This window comes from Rhodanobacter sp. UC4448_H15, assembly GCF_052978265.1.
The window spans coordinates 1,085,267-1,099,960 of record NZ_CM129665.1; the positions used below are offsets into that span (position 1 = coordinate 1,085,267).

General features: G+C 70.2%; 15 protein-coding genes. 14 read left to right on the top strand and 1 reads right to left on the bottom strand.

Going from position 1 to position 14,694, the window contains the following annotated elements:
• Positions 1 to 56 precede the first annotated feature (56 nt).
• The 11 genes from ACVCMI_RS04800 (at position 57) to fabB (ending at position 12,122) form a co-directional block, all read left to right on the top strand.
• Positions 57 to 1,298: an NnrS family protein gene (locus tag ACVCMI_RS04800; protein WP_447097238.1), complete on the top strand. Its 1,242-nt coding sequence runs from the start codon at positions 57 to 59 to the stop codon at positions 1,296 to 1,298.
• A gap of 337 nt (positions 1,299 to 1,635) precedes the next feature.
• Entirely contained in the window at positions 1,636 to 3,150 is a 1,515-nt protein-coding gene (nirK, locus tag ACVCMI_RS04805; RefSeq protein WP_447097237.1) for a copper-containing nitrite reductase, read from the top strand.
• 2 nt (positions 3,151 to 3,152) lie between these two features.
• The gene (locus tag ACVCMI_RS04810; RefSeq protein WP_395116356.1) at positions 3,153 to 3,917 is read left to right on the top strand and encodes a formylglycine-generating enzyme family protein; all 765 of its coding nucleotides are present in this window, start codon (positions 3,153 to 3,155) and stop codon (positions 3,915 to 3,917) included.
• 10 nt (positions 3,918 to 3,927) lie between these two features.
• Positions 3,928 to 4,500 carry an SCO family protein gene (locus ACVCMI_RS04815; protein ID WP_447097236.1) on the top strand — a complete coding sequence of 191 codons (573 nt, stop codon included), beginning with the start codon at positions 3,928 to 3,930 and terminating at the stop codon, positions 4,498 to 4,500.
• A 180-nt stretch (positions 4,501 to 4,680) separates the two neighbouring features.
• A complete protein-coding gene (locus ACVCMI_RS04820) occupies positions 4,681 to 5,934 on the top strand; it encodes an alginate export family protein (RefSeq protein ID WP_447097235.1) in 1,254 nt (417 codons plus the stop codon).
• A 68-nt stretch (positions 5,935 to 6,002) separates the two neighbouring features.
• Positions 6,003 to 6,293 carry a DUF2249 domain-containing protein gene (locus ACVCMI_RS04825; RefSeq protein ID WP_395116363.1) on the top strand — a complete coding sequence of 97 codons (291 nt, stop codon included), beginning with the start codon at positions 6,003 to 6,005 and terminating at the stop codon, positions 6,291 to 6,293.
• A complete protein-coding gene (locus ACVCMI_RS04830) occupies positions 6,274 to 7,527 on the top strand; it encodes a hypothetical protein (RefSeq protein WP_447097234.1) in 1,254 nt (417 codons plus the stop codon). Before ACVCMI_RS04825 ends, ACVCMI_RS04830 begins: the two co-directional genes overlap by 20 nt.
• Before the next feature lie 274 nt (positions 7,528 to 7,801).
• Positions 7,802 to 8,827 carry a quinolinate synthase NadA gene (nadA, locus tag ACVCMI_RS04835; protein WP_395116368.1) on the top strand — a complete coding sequence of 342 codons (1,026 nt, stop codon included), beginning with the start codon at positions 7,802 to 7,804 and terminating at the stop codon, positions 8,825 to 8,827.
• Entirely contained in the window at positions 8,824 to 10,272 is a 1,449-nt protein-coding gene (locus ACVCMI_RS04840; protein ID WP_447097233.1) for an FAD-binding protein, read from the top strand. The genes nadA and ACVCMI_RS04840 overlap by 4 nt, the downstream gene beginning before the upstream one ends.
• Positions 10,273 to 10,396: 124 nt before the next feature.
• The gene (fabA, locus tag ACVCMI_RS04845; protein ID WP_395116372.1) at positions 10,397 to 10,912 is read left to right on the top strand and encodes a 3-hydroxyacyl-[acyl-carrier-protein] dehydratase FabA; all 516 of its coding nucleotides are present in this window, start codon (positions 10,397 to 10,399) and stop codon (positions 10,910 to 10,912) included.
• Position 10,913: 1 nt separating this feature from the next.
• Positions 10,914 to 12,122, top strand: coding sequence for a beta-ketoacyl-ACP synthase I (fabB, locus tag ACVCMI_RS04850; RefSeq protein WP_447097232.1), 1,209 nt, complete (start codon positions 10,914 to 10,916; stop codon positions 12,120 to 12,122).
• Positions 12,123 to 12,186: 64 nt separating this feature from the next.
• On the opposite strand, the gene ACVCMI_RS04855 is transcribed toward fabB, so the two are convergent.
• Positions 12,187 to 12,549, bottom strand: coding sequence for an ArsR/SmtB family transcription factor (locus tag ACVCMI_RS04855; protein WP_447097231.1), 363 nt, complete (start codon positions 12,547 to 12,549; stop codon positions 12,187 to 12,189).
• Positions 12,550 to 12,676: 127 nt separating this feature from the next.
• Here ACVCMI_RS04855 and ACVCMI_RS04860 point away from each other — a divergent pair, with 127 nt between their 5' ends.
• The 3 genes from ACVCMI_RS04860 (at position 12,677) to ACVCMI_RS04870 (ending at position 14,669) form a co-directional block, all read left to right on the top strand.
• Positions 12,677 to 12,883, top strand: coding sequence for a YgaP family membrane protein (locus ACVCMI_RS04860; RefSeq protein ID WP_447097230.1), 207 nt, complete (start codon positions 12,677 to 12,679; stop codon positions 12,881 to 12,883).
• 18 nt (positions 12,884 to 12,901) lie between these two features.
• Entirely contained in the window at positions 12,902 to 13,285 is a 384-nt protein-coding gene (locus ACVCMI_RS04865) for a DUF302 domain-containing protein (protein WP_395116388.1), read from the top strand.
• Between the two features lie 94 nt (positions 13,286 to 13,379).
• Positions 13,380 to 14,669, top strand: coding sequence for an NAD(P)/FAD-dependent oxidoreductase (locus ACVCMI_RS04870; protein WP_447097229.1), 1,290 nt, complete (start codon positions 13,380 to 13,382; stop codon positions 14,667 to 14,669).
• Positions 14,670 to 14,694: the final 25 nt, after the last annotated feature.

Consider the following 14,694-nt stretch of genomic DNA (forward strand, 5'->3'; position numbering starts at 1 on the left):
CCGGCATGCATGGCTGTGGCACGATGGGAAGTCATTCGCATTCGCGGGATCACGCCATGTCCGACCAGCCCTCCACCTCGTCGCCGCTTGCCGACATTCCCCGGCTGCTGGCGGCGGCGCCGCACCGGCCGCTGTTCCTCGCCGGCACCGTCGCGGTGATGTTGAGCATGGCGTGGTGGGCGCTGGAGCTGACCTCGCTGCGGTTCGGCCTGGCTGGCTGGCCGCAGCCGTCGATCCCGCCGCTGTATGCGCACGGCGTGCTGATCCAGTACGGCCTGTTCCCGCTGTTCATGTTCGGCTTCCTGATGACCACCTTCCCGCGCTGGCTGGGTCGCCCGGACCTGCCGCGCACGCGGTTCCTGCCGGTGGCCGGCTGCCTGTTCGGCGGCTACGTGCTGGCGCACGCGGGTCTGCTGGCGCTGCCGCGCGTGCTGGAGCTGGGCGTGCTGCTGATGCTGCTCGGCTACGCGATCGGCGTGTGGACGCTGGCCGGCGTGCTGCGTGCCTCGGTGGCCGAGCGCAAGGGGCATGCGCGCTCGTGCCTGGCGGCGCTGTCGCTCGGCACGCTGGGGCTGGCGATCTTCCTCGCCTACCTGTTCGGCGCGCCGGCGCAGTGCGCGCTGCTGGCGGTCAGGATCGGCACCTTCGGCCTGCTGCTGCCGATCTATTTCACGGTGATGCATCGCATGCTGCCGTTCTTCACCGGCAACATGGTCAAGGGCTATGCGGTGGTGCGCCCGGACTGGAGCATGCCGGTGGTATGGATGCTGCTGCTGGCGCACCTCGTGCTGTCGTGGCGCGGCGTGCTGGGCTGGCTGTACATGGTCGACGTGCCGCTGGCGCTGGTGTTCGCCTGGCACTCGCTGACCTGGCGGCCGTGGCGGGCGATGCACCCGGGCCTGCTGGCGGTGCTGCACCTGGCATTCGCGTGGCTGCCGGTGGCGTTCGTGCTGTTCGCGGTGCAGGACGTGGTCTACGCCACCAGTGGCCAGTTCATCCTCGGCCGCGCGCCGCTGCATGCGCTGGGCATCGGCTTCTTCGGCTCGATGCTGGTGGCGATGGTGACCCGCGTGACCATGGGCCACTCCGGCCGGCCGCTGCAGATGGGCGCGGTGCCGTGGCTGTGCTTCGTGCTGCTGCAGGTGGTGGCCTTGCTGCGCATTCGCGCCGAACTGGGTGGCGACATGTACCTGTGGCTGGTGATCGCCGCCTACGGCTGGCTGCTCGCCTTCCTGCCGTGGGTGCTGCGCTCGGCGTGGATCTACCTGACCCCGCGGGTGGACGGCAAGGCGGGGTGATGGCGGAGCGCGGGCTGCGGCCTTCGCTTCGCGAGGTCGGCGAGCCTTCCCGGTTTCTGCAGGTTCTCCATGCCGTACCGCTCGCCCGCCGGTTGCCGCAATTCTCCCCGCCGTCATTCCCGCTTTTGCGGGAATGACGCCGTGTGATGAGCGGCGACGTGGGGTGAATGACGCCGTCGTGGATATGGCGATTCTTGCGGGTCAGGCGCGTCGGCTGAAACCGATGTGGCGCGGTGACGCAGCGGGCGGGTTTCGGGGAGTCTTTTGACGCCGGTCAAATGGCGGCGGGTTTTGCCGGGCATGCTTCGAGCCAGGCACAACCAACGGGAAGATCCCCATGTCGCGTCCGCTGTCCACCGTCCTCGCCGCCCTCGCCGTGTTCGCGCTGGCGGCCTGCTCCGACAAGCCCCCGGCGTCGCCCGCCGCGGCCACCCCACCGGCCAGCACCTCGGTGGCTTCCCAGCGCGGCGATTTCGGTCCGCCGCAGGGTGAGCCAATCAAGGCGGTGCTGACCAGCCCGCCGCACGTGCCGCCACCGATCCATCGCAACTACCCGGCGAAGGTCATCGTCGAGCTGGAGGTGATCGAGAAGGAGATGCCGATTTCCGAAGGCGTCAGCTACACGTTCTGGACCTTCGGCGGCACCGTGCCGGGCAGCTTCATCCGCGTGCGCCAGGGCGACACGGTGGAGTTCCACCTGAAGAACGCGCCGGACAGCAAGATGCCGCACAACATCGACCTGCATGGCGTGACCGGGCCGGGCGGTGGCGCGGCGTCCAGCTTCACCGCGCCGGGGCATGCCTCGCAGTTCACCTTCAAGGCGCTGAACCAGGGCATCTACGTCTACCACTGCGCCACCGCGCCGGTGGGCATGCACATCGCCAACGGCATGTACGGCCTGATCCTGGTCGAGCCACCGGAAGGCCTCTCGCCCGTCGACCACGAGTACTACGTGATGCAGGGCGACTTCTACACCACCGGCAAATATCGCGAGAAGGGCCATCAGCCGTTCGACATGGAAAAGGCGATCGACGAGCACCCGACCTACGTGCTGTTCAACGGCAAGGAAGGCGCACTCACCGGCGACAACGCCCTGACCGCCAAGACCAACGAGACGGTGCGCCTGTTCATCGGCAACGGCGGCCCCAACCTGGTCTCCAGCTTCCACGTGATCGGCGAGATCTTCGACAAGGTGCAGCCCGAAGGCGGCACGGTGGCGCAGCACAACGTACAGACCACGCTGATCCCCGCCGGCGGCGCGGCGATGGTGGAGTTCCACACCGACGTGCCGGGCAGCTACGTGCTGGTCGACCACTCGATCTTCCGCGCGTTCAACAAGGGCGCGCTGGGCATCCTCAAGGTCGACGGGCCGGAGAACAAGCTGGTCTACTCGGGCAAGGAGGTCGACTACGTCTACCTGGGCGACCGCTCGGAGCCGAACCTCAAGGCGGTGACCGCCGCGGCCAAGGCGCACGCGGCCGGCACGCTGACCAAGGAGGAGCAGATCGCCGCGGGCAAGCAGCTGTTCACCGGCACCTGCTCGGTTTGCCACCAGGCGAACGGCGAAGGCCTGGCCAACGTGTTCCCGCCGCTGGCCAAGTCGGATTTCCTGGCCGCCGACCCGAAACGCGCCATGACGATCGTGACGCACGGCCTGACCGGCAAGATCACCGTCAACGGCCACGAGTACGATTCGGTGATGCCGCCGATGAGCCAGCTCAATGACGACGAGGTGGCCAACATCCTCACCTACGTCATCAACAGCTGGGACAACCCGGGCGGCCAGTACAGCAAGGAAGACGTGGCCAAGGCGCGTGCCGAAGCCGGCCCGCACGCGGACCCGGGGCACTGAGCATGCGCATGCGGCTGGCCCTGGCATGGTTCGGCCTGGTGCTGGCACTCCCGGCAGCGGCGGCGGAATACGCCGCGCTGCCGGGAGGCACCTTCGCCAGCGTGCTGCCTGCCGACGGCAAGGCGGCCGCGGCGCAGGTCGCGCCGTTCCGCCTGCGCACCGAGCTGGTCACCAATGGCGAGTACCTGGCGTTCGTGCGCGAGCACCCGCAATGGCGGCGCGACAAGGTCGCCGGCATCCTCGCCGACGCGCGTTATCTCACCCAATGGGCCGGCGCCGATGAACTCGGCGAGCAGGCACTCCCGCGCCAGCCGGTGACGCGGGTGAGCTGGTTCGCCGCGCAGGCGTATTGCGAAAGCGAAGGCGCGCGGCTGCCGAGCTGGTACGAGTGGGAGTTTGCCGCGGCGGCGGACGCCAGCCGTCGCGACGCGCGGGCCGACCCGGCCTGGCGCGAGAACATCCTGGGCTGGTATTCGCGGCCATCGAACGCCGCGCTGCCCGCCGTCGGCGGTACGGCCAACGTCTACGGGGTGCGCGACATGAACGGCCTGGTGTGGGAGTGGGTCGACGATTTCAACGCGCTGATGGTGGCCAGCGACAGCCGCCAGCAGGGCGATCCCGACCTGCTGAAGTTCTGCGGCGCCGGCGCGATCAGCCTGCAGGAGAAGGAGAACTACGCGGTGCTGATGCGCATCGCGATGCTCTCCGCGCTGAAGGCCGCCGATACCACCAACAACCTTGGCTTCCGCTGCGCGAAGTCGAACTGAAGGAGCGGCGATGAAACACTTTCTGGGTGCACTGGCACTGCTCGCTGCGCTGTGCGGCGGCACTGCCGCGGCCGCCACGCCGCTGCCCGGCGATTCGGTCTACAACCTGCCGGTGCAACTGACCACGCAGGATGGCCGGCAGCAGATGCTGGCCGCGCGTCGCGGGCGGCCGCAGCTGGTCACGATGTTCTACACCTCGTGCCAGATGGTCTGCCCGATGATCATCGACAGCCTGCGCCTGACCCGCAACGCGCTCGATCCGGCCGCGCGCGCGAAGATCGACCTGCTCGCGGTGAGCTTCGACCCGGCTAAGGACGACGTGGCCACGCTGAAGAGCTATGCGGAGAAGCGCAAGCTGGACGGGCGCATCTGGACGCTGGCCCGCGCCGAGCCGGCGCAGGTGCGGCAATTGTCCGGCGTGCTCGGCCTGCAATACCGGCAGCTGCCCGATGGCGAGTTCAACCACTCCAGCGAGCTGATCCTGCTCGACGCCGAGGGCCGCATCGCCGCGCGCACCACGCTGATCGGCCGGCTCGATCCGGCGTTCGTGAAGGCCATCGAGGAGACGCTGGCGAAGCCGTGAGCCGGTGCGCCAAGTGGACGTCCATGCGTCCGTTGCCGAAGCCGCCGTCATGGCGGCTTTTTCGTGCACCCGCGCGGCGTGTTGTCACAGTCGCCGCTTCGATGGCGCCGAGCTGACGGCGGTCAACTGGCCGGAGGCGGGCAGTCCGCAGACTGCGCGCATCCAACAAGGGGACATCCGATGAAGCCGATCCGCCACATGCTTTCCGCCAGCTGCGTGCTGGCCGCCACGCTGGGTGCACCAGCGGCCCGGGCCGCCGTCGACGCGATCGCGCCGCCGGCGGCGAACGCGCCGCTGCAGCTGGAATGGGATGCACGACTGCGCCACGAACAGGTCGACGACGACGCCTTCAGCCGCGACGCGGCGGCCACGACCTTGCGCCTGCGGCTGGGCCTGCGCGCCAGCTTCGGGGAGGGCTGGAGTGCGCTGCTGGAAGGTGCCGGCGTGGCCGCGGCCAACGAGCACTACAACAGCGGCGCGAACGGCCGCACGCAGTATCCGGCGATCACCGACCCGCGTGGCAGCGAACTCGACCAGGCCTGGCTGGCATGGCAAGGCGACGTGTTCGGCGCCACGCTGGGGCGCCAGCGACTGCTGCTGGACAACCAGCGCTGGGTCGGCAACAGCGGCTGGCGCCAGCACGAGCAGACCTTCGATGCGCTGGCGCTGCAATGGCAACCGCTGGACAGCGTGACCGTGCGCTACGACTGGCTCGATCGCGTGCATCGGGTGGCCGGCCGCGACGCGCTCAATCCGCTGGCGCGCGAGCGCGCTCTGGACACGCACCTGCTCAACGCCGCATGGGTCCGCGGCGCGCAGCAATGGGTCGGCTATGCCTACCTGCACGAGGACCGCGACGTGGCCAGCGCATCGAGCGCCACCTGGGGCGCGCGCTGGAGCGGCAAGGCGCTGCACGACGGCAACGGCGCGGGCTGGACGCTGGAAGCGGCGCGGCAGCGCGACTACGCCAACAATCCGCTGCATTTCGCGCACAACTACTGGCTGCTGGAACCGACCTGGACGCAGGGCGGCATCACCGCGAAGCTGGGCTGGGAACATCTGGGCGGCAACGGCCAGCATGCGTTGCAGACGCCGCTGGCGACGCTGCACGCGTTCAACGGCTGGGACGATCAGTTCAACGTGACGCCCGCCGGCGGCCTGGAGGATCGCTACGTCGGCGCCGCCGGCAAGTTCGGTCGCAGCGGGCTGGCCGGCAAGCTCGCCTGGGTGGTGGCCTACCACGACTACCGCGCGGATTGCGGCGGCCGCTACGGCAGCGAGTGGAACGCATCGCTGAGCCTTCCGCTGATCGCCGGCCTCGACGCCATGCTCAAGCTGGCCGACTATCGCGCCGATGGTCTCGGTCGCGACAACGCGCGGGTGTGGCTGCAGCTGGAATGGCGCGGCCGGCAGGCGCTGGCGGGCGCGCGTTGAGCGTCGCTGGCGCGGCTGCGTTGACCCAGGTCAGCGCGCCCGCGCCCCTGCTGCGTTGAGATGGCCGCATGCCTGTCTCTCCACCGCCGGCCCACCACGACCACGCCACCGACGATGGCACCACCATCGCGCTCGACCTGCGCGCGCTGCCGGCGCCGGAGCCGATGATGCGTGCATTGGAGGCAGCCGATGCGCTGGCGCCGGGGCAGACGCTCGAGCTGCTCACCCCGCTGCTGCCGACGCCGCTGCTCGACCTGCTGTCCGGTCGCCGTCTGCATGTCCGTGCGGAGATGCTGCCCGCCGGCGGCGCGCGCGTGCGGATCCATCGCCCGGACGACGATGGCCCGACTGGCGCTTGACCAGGCGCCGCCGGCATCGTTGCCGCGGCGGTTCCTGCTGAGTGCGCCGCTGTGGGGCGTGCTCGCCGGCGCGCTGCTGCTCGTCGACGGCGACGTTGCGCTGCGCACGCGCTGGCAGCCGGCCACGCTGGCGCTGGTGCACGTGTTCACCCTGGGCGTGTTCGGCAACGTGATGTTCGGCAGCGTGCTGCAATTCCTGCCTGCCGCCGCCGGCGTGCGGGTGCGTGGCGGCGCGCGGCTGGGGCGATTGCTGCACGCCGTGTTCAACCTCGGCGTGCTGTTGCTGGTGGCCGGCCTGCACGAAGGCTGGCGCGGCGCGCTGCGCGGCGGTGCCGTGCTGTTGCCGCTGGCGTTCGCGACGTTGGCCGGGATGACCGTGCCCGGCCTGTGTGTCGCCGCGGGTCAGCGGCTGCTGCGCGCGGGCATCGGCGCGGCGATCGCCTTCGGCGTGCTGACCGCGCTGCTCGGCGCGCTGTTGGCGCTCGCGCTGGTCGACGGCACGACGCTGTCGATGGCGGCGCTGGTGGACGTGCACGCCAGCTGGGGCGTGCTGGGCTGGACCGTGCTGCTGCTGGCCAGCGTGGCGCGGATCGTGATGCCGATGTTCCAGGGCACGGCGGCGATGCCGGCGCGGGCGCAGACCCTGTGGCTGGCCAGCGTGCTGCTGATGCTGCCGGCCGCGGCATGGTGGCGCTGGGCCCGCGACGACGGCCGCTGGCTGCTCGCCACCGTGGCGGTGCACGTCGCGCTGTTCGCCGGCGCTGCGTTGTGGCTGCAGTGGCGCTCGCCGCGCGTGCGTCGCGCACCCTTGCTGTGGAGTTGGCGCGGCGGCCTGATCGTGCTGGCGCTGGCCGCCGTGCTGCTGACCGGAGGCGCTCGCACCGCCGTGCTGGCGGCGACGCTGGGGCTGGGCATCGCGCTGCCGCTGCTGCTTGCCGGCATGGCGCTGGAGATCGTTCCCTTCATCGGCTGGATCGACCTGCACCGACGCTGCGGCCGCGGCCTGCAGTTGCCCGGCGTGCAGCGGTTGCTGCCCGACAGCGACAAGCTCGGCGTGCTGCTGGCGCAATGGCCGCTGCTGCTGTTGCCAGCCGCGGTGCTGTGGCCGTCGCCGTGGCTGGTACGTGCGGCCGGCGTGGCGCTGGCGTGCGCGTGGCTGGGCACGTGGTCGGCGTTGCGCGGCGTGCACCGGCGCGCCGAGGCATTCGTGGCGGCGTTGCCGCAGCACCCGTGAGCGGAAAGCGTCCGACGTCATCGCGGTGGTGCGTCGGTTGCGGTTGACCTCGATCAAGGCGCGCCCGCGCGGTTGCCGGCGATGATGCGCGCCATCATGCCAAGCCTCTCGTTGCGTTGCTCCGTTCTCCCGCGCCTGCGGCCGCCGCCATCGCGGTTCGCCTCGCGCCCGCACATCGGGTTGCACTGCCTTGCGCGCATCGCGGCTCGTCGGGCGGACTGAACCGGCCAGCTGCGCCCTCGGATACTTCGCCCACCCTCCACCGCGGATCGCCATGCACGACCTCGCCGCCGTCCCCGTGCCTGTCTGGCGCGATGAACTCGAACACGAATACGCCGCGCTTGCCGAGCGGCTCGAACCGCTGGTGCCGTGCCTGGAGATCCCGCTGCACCTGCCGTGGATCGACGCGATCAACAAGCTGAAAAAGCAGCGCGGCGCGGTGATCATGGCGCACAGCTACCAGTCGCCGGAGATCTTCCACGGTGTGGCCGACATCACCGGCGACTCGCTCGGCCTGGCCCAGGCCGCGGCCGAGTGCGAAGCCGAGCTGATCGTGCTGTGCGGCGTGCACTTCATGGCCGAGACCGCGAAGATCCTGGCGCCGCACAAGACCGTGCTGCTGCCCGATCTCGAAGCGGGCTGCTCGCTGGCCTCCTCGATCACCGCCGCCGACGTGCGCGCATTGCGCGCGCAGCACCCCGGCGTGCCGGTGGTGAGCTACGCCAATACCTCCGCCGCGGTGAAGGCGGAGTCCGATGCGATCTGCACCTCGGCGAACGCGGTGCAGGTGGTGGAGGCGATGGGCGCGCCGAAGGTGATCTTCCTGCCTGACGAATTCCTCGGCCGCCACGTGGCCAAACAGACGGCGGTGGAAATCATCCTGTGGCACGGCCGCTGCGAAGTGCACGAGCGCTTCACCGCGCAGGAAGTGCGGCACGTGCGCGAGCAGTTCGGCACCCGGGTGGTGGCGCATCCGGAATGTTCGCCCGAGGTGCTGGCCGAGGCCGACTTCGTCGGCTCCACCACCGCCATGGGCAAGTGGCTGGCGCGCGAGAAGCCGGCCCGGGTGGCGATGGTCACCGAGTGTTCGATGGCCGACAACCTCAAGTCGCAGTTCCCGCAGACCGAGTTCATCAAGCCGTGCAACCTGTGCCCGCACATGCAGCGGATCACCTTGCAGAACATCTACGCCTGCCTGCGCGACCTGCGCCACGCGATCGAGATTCCCGCGGACGTGAGCGTGCGCGCCCGCGCGGCGCTGGAACGCATGCTCGCCGTCGGCCGGCGCGAACGCGTGTGAGGCGAGCGCACCTGCCGATCGTGGTGGTGGGCGGCGGCGTGGCCGGGCTGGCGACCGCGCTGGCCGCGGCGCCCGCGCCGGTGCGCCTGCTGTGCCGCGCCCACGACGGTTGCGGCAGCGCCACGGCGCTGGCCCAGGGCGGCATCGCCGCGGCGCTCGATCCGCATGACAGCGCCGCCGCCCACGCTGCCGACACGCTCGCCGCCGGCGCGCAGCACAACGACGCGGCGATGGTCGCGTGGCTGACTGCCGCGGCACCGGCGGCGATCGACTGGCTGCAGGCGCAGGGCGTGGTCTTCGATCGGACGGCGGATGGCGCGCTGCAACTGGGTCGCGAAGGCGGCCATGCAACCGCCCGCATCGTGCACGCCGGCGGCGATGCCAGTGGCGCGGCGGTGTTCTGCGCCTTGCGCGAGCAGGCGCAGGCGGCCAGCCACGTGCAGTGGCGCGGCGGCGTCGATGTCGATGGCTTGTTGCTGCGCGGCGGTCGCGTGGTCGGCGTGCGCACGTGCGACGAGCGCGGCCGCCACGAACAGGTCGAGGCGGCGGCGGTGGTGCTGGCCACCGGCGGCATCGGCGCCCTGTACGCGCGCACCAGCAATCCGCCGGGTGCCGATGGCGCGGGCCTCGCGCTCGGCCTGGCCGCCGGCGCGGCGGCGCGCGACCTCGAGTTCGTGCAATTCCATCCCACCGCGCTCGACGTGCCCGGCCACTGCCTGCCGCTGCTCACCGAGGCGCTGCGCGGCGCCGGTGCGCGATTGCACGACGATACGGGCACTGCGCTGATGGCCGGCGTGCATCCGCTCGGCGACCTGGCGCCGCGCGACGTGGTGTCGCGGCGCGTGGCTGCGGCGCAGGCCGCCGGTGGCCGCGCCTGGCTTGACGCGACGGCGGTGGAGGGCGCCTGGGAGCAGCGTTTTCCCACCGTGCTGGCCGCGTGCCTGGCGCATGGCATCGATCCGCGCCGGCAGGCGTTGCCGGTGACGCCGGCGGCGCACTTCCACATGGGCGGGCTGGCCACCGATGCGGACGGACGCACCAGCGTGCCGGGTCTGTACGCCGTGGGCGAGGTGGCCTGCAATGGCGTGCACGGCGCCAACCGGCTGGCCAGCAATTCGCTGCTCGAAGGCGTGCTCTGCGGACAGCGGCTGGGTCACGGCTTGCGTGCGGCTGCCGCCGCGGACGTCGGCGTCGGCCCGCTGCGCGTGATCGAACGCGGCGCCAGCCTGCCGCCGGCAGAGCTTGCCGGTTTGCGTGCGCTGCTGTGGCACGCGGCCGGTCCGCGGCGCGAGGCGGGTGCATTGCGCGACGCCTGGCGGATCGGCGCGGCGCTGGCCGACTCCGGCTGGCAGGCACGCCTGGCCAAGGCGCTGCTGCGCGCGATGCGCCTGCGTCGACGCTCGCTCGGCGCACACTGGCGTGAAGATCGCGGCTGCCCGTCCTGATGCCTGCGGACGTCGTCGCGAAGGCTTCACGATGCGCTGGCGTACGGCCGTCGCACGCGTCGCACGTCAAGACAGGACGGCGTCCAACTGGCACACTTGGCATTCCCCCACCCCCGAGCATTTCATGACACGTCCTTCCTCTTTCGACTACGAGCAGCTGCGCGCCTGCGGGCGCGGCGAACTGTTCGGCGACGACAACGCGCGGCTGCCTTCGCCGCCGATGCTGATGTTCGATCGCATCACGCACATTTCCGAAGAGGGCGGCAGCCACGGCAAGGGCTGCATCCGCGCCGAAATGGACATCCATCCGGACCTTTGGTTTTTCGGTTGCCACTTCATCGGCGACCCGGTGATGCCCGGCTGCCTGGGCCTGGATGCCATGTGGCAGCTCAGCGGTTTCTACCTGCCGTGGCTGGGCGAACCCGGCCGCGGCCGCGCGCTCGGCGTGGGCAACGTGAAGTTCTCCGGCCAGGTGATGCCCACCGCCAAGCTGGTGCGCTACGAGATCGACATCCGTCGCGTGATGCGCGGCAAGTTGCGGCTGGTGATCGCCGACGGCAAGACCTTCGTCGACGACCGCCTGATCTACGAGGCCAGCGACATGCGCGTGGGCCTGTTCCAATCCACCGAGGGTTTTTGACATGCGTCGCGTGGTGGTGACGGGCATGGGCATCGTCTCGTGCCTTGGCAACGATCTGGAAACGGTGGCTGGCGCCTTGCGCGACAGCCGCAGCGGTATCCGCGCGATGCCCGAATATGCCGAACTGGGCATGCGCAGCCATGTGGCGGGCGTGCCGAACATCGACCTGGAGGCGGTGATCGATCGCAAGCTGAAGCGCTTCATGGGCGACGCGGCGGCGTATGCGTACGTGTCGATGCGTTCGGCGATGGCCGATGCCGGGCTGGATGCCGATCAGGTGCGCAACCCGCGCATCGGCGCGATCGCCGGCTCCGGCGGCGGTTCGCCGCGCTGGCAGATCGAGACCGGCGACCTGCTGCGCAACAAGGGCGTGCGCAAGATCGGCCCGTACATGGTGCCGCGCACGATGTGCTCCACGGTGTCGGCCACGCTGGCCACCACCTTCGGCATCCTGGGCCTGAGCTATTCCATCTCCGCCGCCTGCGCCACCTCGGCGCACTGCATCGGCGCGGCCGCCGACCTGATCCGCCACGGCGCGCAGGACGTGGTGTTCGCCGGCGGCGGCGAAGAGGAGCACTGGGGCATGACCTCGCAGTTCGACGCGATGGGCGCGCTGTCCAGCCACCACAACGACACCCCGGTCAGCGCCTCGCGTCCCTACGACACCACCCGCGACGGCTTCGTCATCGCCGGTGGCGGCGGCATGCTGGTGCTGGAGGAGTACGAGCACGCCAAGGCACGCGGTGCGCGCATCCACGCCGAGCTGGTTGGCTACGGCGTCACCTCCGACGGCGCCGAGATGGTCGCGCCGTCCGGCGAGGGCGCGGTGCGCTGCATGCAGATGGCGCTGGCCGACGTCAAGGCGCCGGTCGACTACCTCAACACCCATGGCACCGCCACGCCGCTGGGCGACATCGTGGAACTCGACGCCGTGCGCGCCGTGTTCGGCGACGCGGTGCCGCCGCTGTCCTCGACCAAGGCGCTGACCGGCCACTCGCTCGGCGCGGCCAGCGTGCACGAGGCGATCTACAGCCTGCTGATGCTCAAGGAAGGCTTCGTCGCCGGTTCGGCCCACATCACCGACCTCGACCCCCGCGCCGAAGGCTTCCCGATCCTGCGCGAAAGCCGCACGGCCACCCTGAACACGGTGATGTCCAACAGCTTCGGCTTCGGCGGCACCAACGGCACGCTGGTGTTCGCGCGGGTTTAGGGAACGTTCCCTGCGAGCAGGGAGAGGGCAGGAGCCGACTCTCCCTCCGCGCGAAGGCGTGCGCTCAGCGACGCCGCGCCGTGCCGCTTCGTTTCGCCGCCTTGCGCGTCGCGGGGGCGCAGTAGATTCCATACAGCGTGCCGATGACCGCCTGCGCCGGGCCCGGCGGCAGCGAGTACCACACGGTCTGCGCTTCGCGCCGGGTGTCGACCAGGCCTTCCTCGCGCAGGCGGGCCAGGTGCTGCGACAGCGCCGACTGGCTCAGTTCCGGCAGTTGTTCGTTGATCTGGCCGACCGACAGTTCGCCGTCGGCGAGCAGGCACAGCATGCGCAGGCGTTGCGCGTTGCCCAGCGTCTTGAGCAGGCGCGACGCCTCCTCGGCATTGGCCTGCATCAGTGTCATGTCGGTGCGGGAAGACGTGTCCATGGGGATTCGGGTCCGCTGCAGTTTGGCGGCTTGACTTTACCACGCCATACTAATTAAGCTATTTCTAATTTAGAAATAGTTGTTGATTCGCGATGTTCGCGGACAACCGCCAACCGAGGAGTTCAACATGAATGTCGATCGCATCGTGATGGGGTTCGCCGGCAGCGTGGTGCTGGCCGGTATCGCGCTGGCGCATTTCGTGGCGCCGGGCTGGATCTGGCTGTCGGTGTTCGTCGGCGCCAACCTGCTGCAGTCCTCGTTCACCGGCTTCTGCCCGCTGGCGATGATCCTGCGCAAGCTGGGGCTGAAGCCCGGCTGCGCGTTTCCTTCCTGACCCGAGCGAGGCCACGCCATGTACCACATCGTCGAGACATCCAAGGGCTTCGAGCAGGCCGCGGCGGATCTGGCCACCGCCGTCGCCGCGCACGGCTTCGGCGTGCTGCACGTGCACGACCTGGGCGGCACCTTGCGCGGCAAGGGCGTGGAGTTCGGCCACGAGTGCAAGGTGTTCGAGGTGTGCAACCCGCGCCAGGCCGGCCGCGTGCTGGCCAACGACCTGCGGCTGAACATGGCGCTGCCGTGCCGGGTGTCGGTCTACACGGAGGAGGGCAAGACCTGGATCGGCATGATCCGGCCGACGCCGATGCTCGGCATGCTCTCCGCCGATCCCGCGCTGGCGGCGATCGCGCGCGAAGTGGAGCAGACCCTGGTGGACGTCATCGCCGAGGCGGCGTAGCGCCGGCGAGGCGGCCTCGAATTGACCAGGCTCAAATCCGTTGCGGTGCCGCCGGCGCACGCTGTCGGCACCTTCAATGCAGGAGTTAGTCACCATGAGCGACGTCGTCATCCTGGGGTCGGGCCTGGGCGGCACCAGTGCCGCCTATGAGATCAAGGCTGCACTGGGCGATGCCCACCGCGTCACCGTGGTCGGCGAAGGGCGCCTGTTCTCCTTCACGCCATCCAACCCGTGGGTGGGCATCGGCTGGCGGCAACCGGCCGACGTGCAGCTCGACGCGGCCGCGGCGATGGCACGGCACGACATCGCCTTCATCGATTCGCCGGCCAGCGCGGTGCGCCCGGCCGACAACCTCGTGGTGCTGGCTGACGGCCGCGAACTGAAGTACGACTACCTCGTCGTCACCACCGGCCCGCGGCTGGCGTTCGACGAGATCCCCGGGCTGGGCCCGGTCGACGGCTACACGCAGTCGGTCTGCACCACGCCGCACGCGACCGCCGCGTGGCAGGCGTACCGGCAGTTCCTGGAGAACCCCGGACCGGTGGTGGTCGGCGCGGCGCAGGGCGCCAGCTGTTTCGGCCCGGCCTACGAGTTCGCGCTGATCCTCGACACCGACCTGCGCCGGCGCAAGTTGCGCGACCGCGTGCCGATGACCTTCGTCACCAGCGAGCCGTACATCGGCCACATGGGCCTGGGCGGGATCGGCGATTCCCGCGGGCTGCTGGAGCGCCAGTTGCGCCAGCGCCACATCAAATGGATCTGCAATGCGCGGATCGACAAGGTCGAGGATGGCAGCATGCACGTCACCGAAGCCGACGCGCATGGCCAGGCGCAGGAGCAGCACGCGCTCGCGTTCCGCTACGCGATGGTGATCCCCGCCTTCACCGGCGTCGCCGCCGTGCGTGGCATCGAGGGCCTGGTCAATCCGCGTGGCTTCGTGCTGATCGACAAGCACCAGCGCAACCCCACCTTCCGCAACGTGTTCTCCGCCGGCGTGTGCGTGGCGATCCCGCCGGTGGAGGCCACCCCGGTGCCCACCGGCGCGCCGAAGACCGGTTTCATGATCGAGTCGATGGTCAGCACCCTGACCGAGAACATCAAGGCGGACATCGAGCACCGGCCGGCCACGGCGGAAGCGACCTGGAACGCGGTGTGCCTGGCCGACATGGGCGACAGCGGCGCGGCGTTCGTGGCACTGCCGCAGATCCCGCCGCGCAACCTGACCTGGGCGAAGGAGGGCAAGTGGGTACATCTGGCCAAGGTGGCATTCGAGAAATACTTCATGCACAAGATCCGCACCGGCAACACCACGCCGGTCTACGAGAAGTACGTGATGAAGGCGCTGGGCATCGCGCGCATCCGGCCCGGCACGGGCGGCGAATGAGTACTCCCCGCGAACCGCTGACGGA

Bases quoted from the DNA above. Each gene is read 5' to 3' on its own strand.
- ACVCMI_RS04800 (WP_447097238.1), top strand. From the start codon at position 57: ATGTCCGACCAGCCCTCCACCTCGTCGCCGCTTGCCGACATTCCCCGG.
- nirK (WP_447097237.1), top strand. From the start codon at position 1,636: ATGTCGCGTCCGCTGTCCACCGTCCTCGCCGCCCTCGCCGTGTTCGCG.
- ACVCMI_RS04810 (WP_395116356.1), top strand. From the start codon at position 3,153: ATGCGCATGCGGCTGGCCCTGGCATGGTTCGGCCTGGTGCTGGCACTC.
- ACVCMI_RS04815 (WP_447097236.1), top strand. From the start codon at position 3,928: ATGAAACACTTTCTGGGTGCACTGGCACTGCTCGCTGCGCTGTGCGGC.
- ACVCMI_RS04820 (WP_447097235.1), top strand. From the start codon at position 4,681: ATGAAGCCGATCCGCCACATGCTTTCCGCCAGCTGCGTGCTGGCCGCC.
- ACVCMI_RS04825 (WP_395116363.1), top strand. From the start codon at position 6,003: ATGCCTGTCTCTCCACCGCCGGCCCACCACGACCACGCCACCGACGAT.
- ACVCMI_RS04830 (WP_447097234.1), top strand. From the start codon at position 6,274: ATGGCCCGACTGGCGCTTGACCAGGCGCCGCCGGCATCGTTGCCGCGG.
- nadA (WP_395116368.1), top strand. From the start codon at position 7,802: ATGCACGACCTCGCCGCCGTCCCCGTGCCTGTCTGGCGCGATGAACTC.
- fabA (WP_395116372.1), top strand. From the start codon at position 10,397: ATGACACGTCCTTCCTCTTTCGACTACGAGCAGCTGCGCGCCTGCGGG.
- fabB (WP_447097232.1), top strand. From the start codon at position 10,914: ATGCGTCGCGTGGTGGTGACGGGCATGGGCATCGTCTCGTGCCTTGGC.
- ACVCMI_RS04855 (WP_447097231.1), bottom strand. From the start codon at position 12,549: ATGGACACGTCTTCCCGCACCGACATGACACTGATGCAGGCCAATGCC.
- ACVCMI_RS04860 (WP_447097230.1), top strand. From the start codon at position 12,677: ATGAATGTCGATCGCATCGTGATGGGGTTCGCCGGCAGCGTGGTGCTG.
- ACVCMI_RS04865 (WP_395116388.1), top strand. From the start codon at position 12,902: ATGTACCACATCGTCGAGACATCCAAGGGCTTCGAGCAGGCCGCGGCG.
- ACVCMI_RS04870 (WP_447097229.1), top strand. From the start codon at position 13,380: ATGAGCGACGTCGTCATCCTGGGGTCGGGCCTGGGCGGCACCAGTGCC.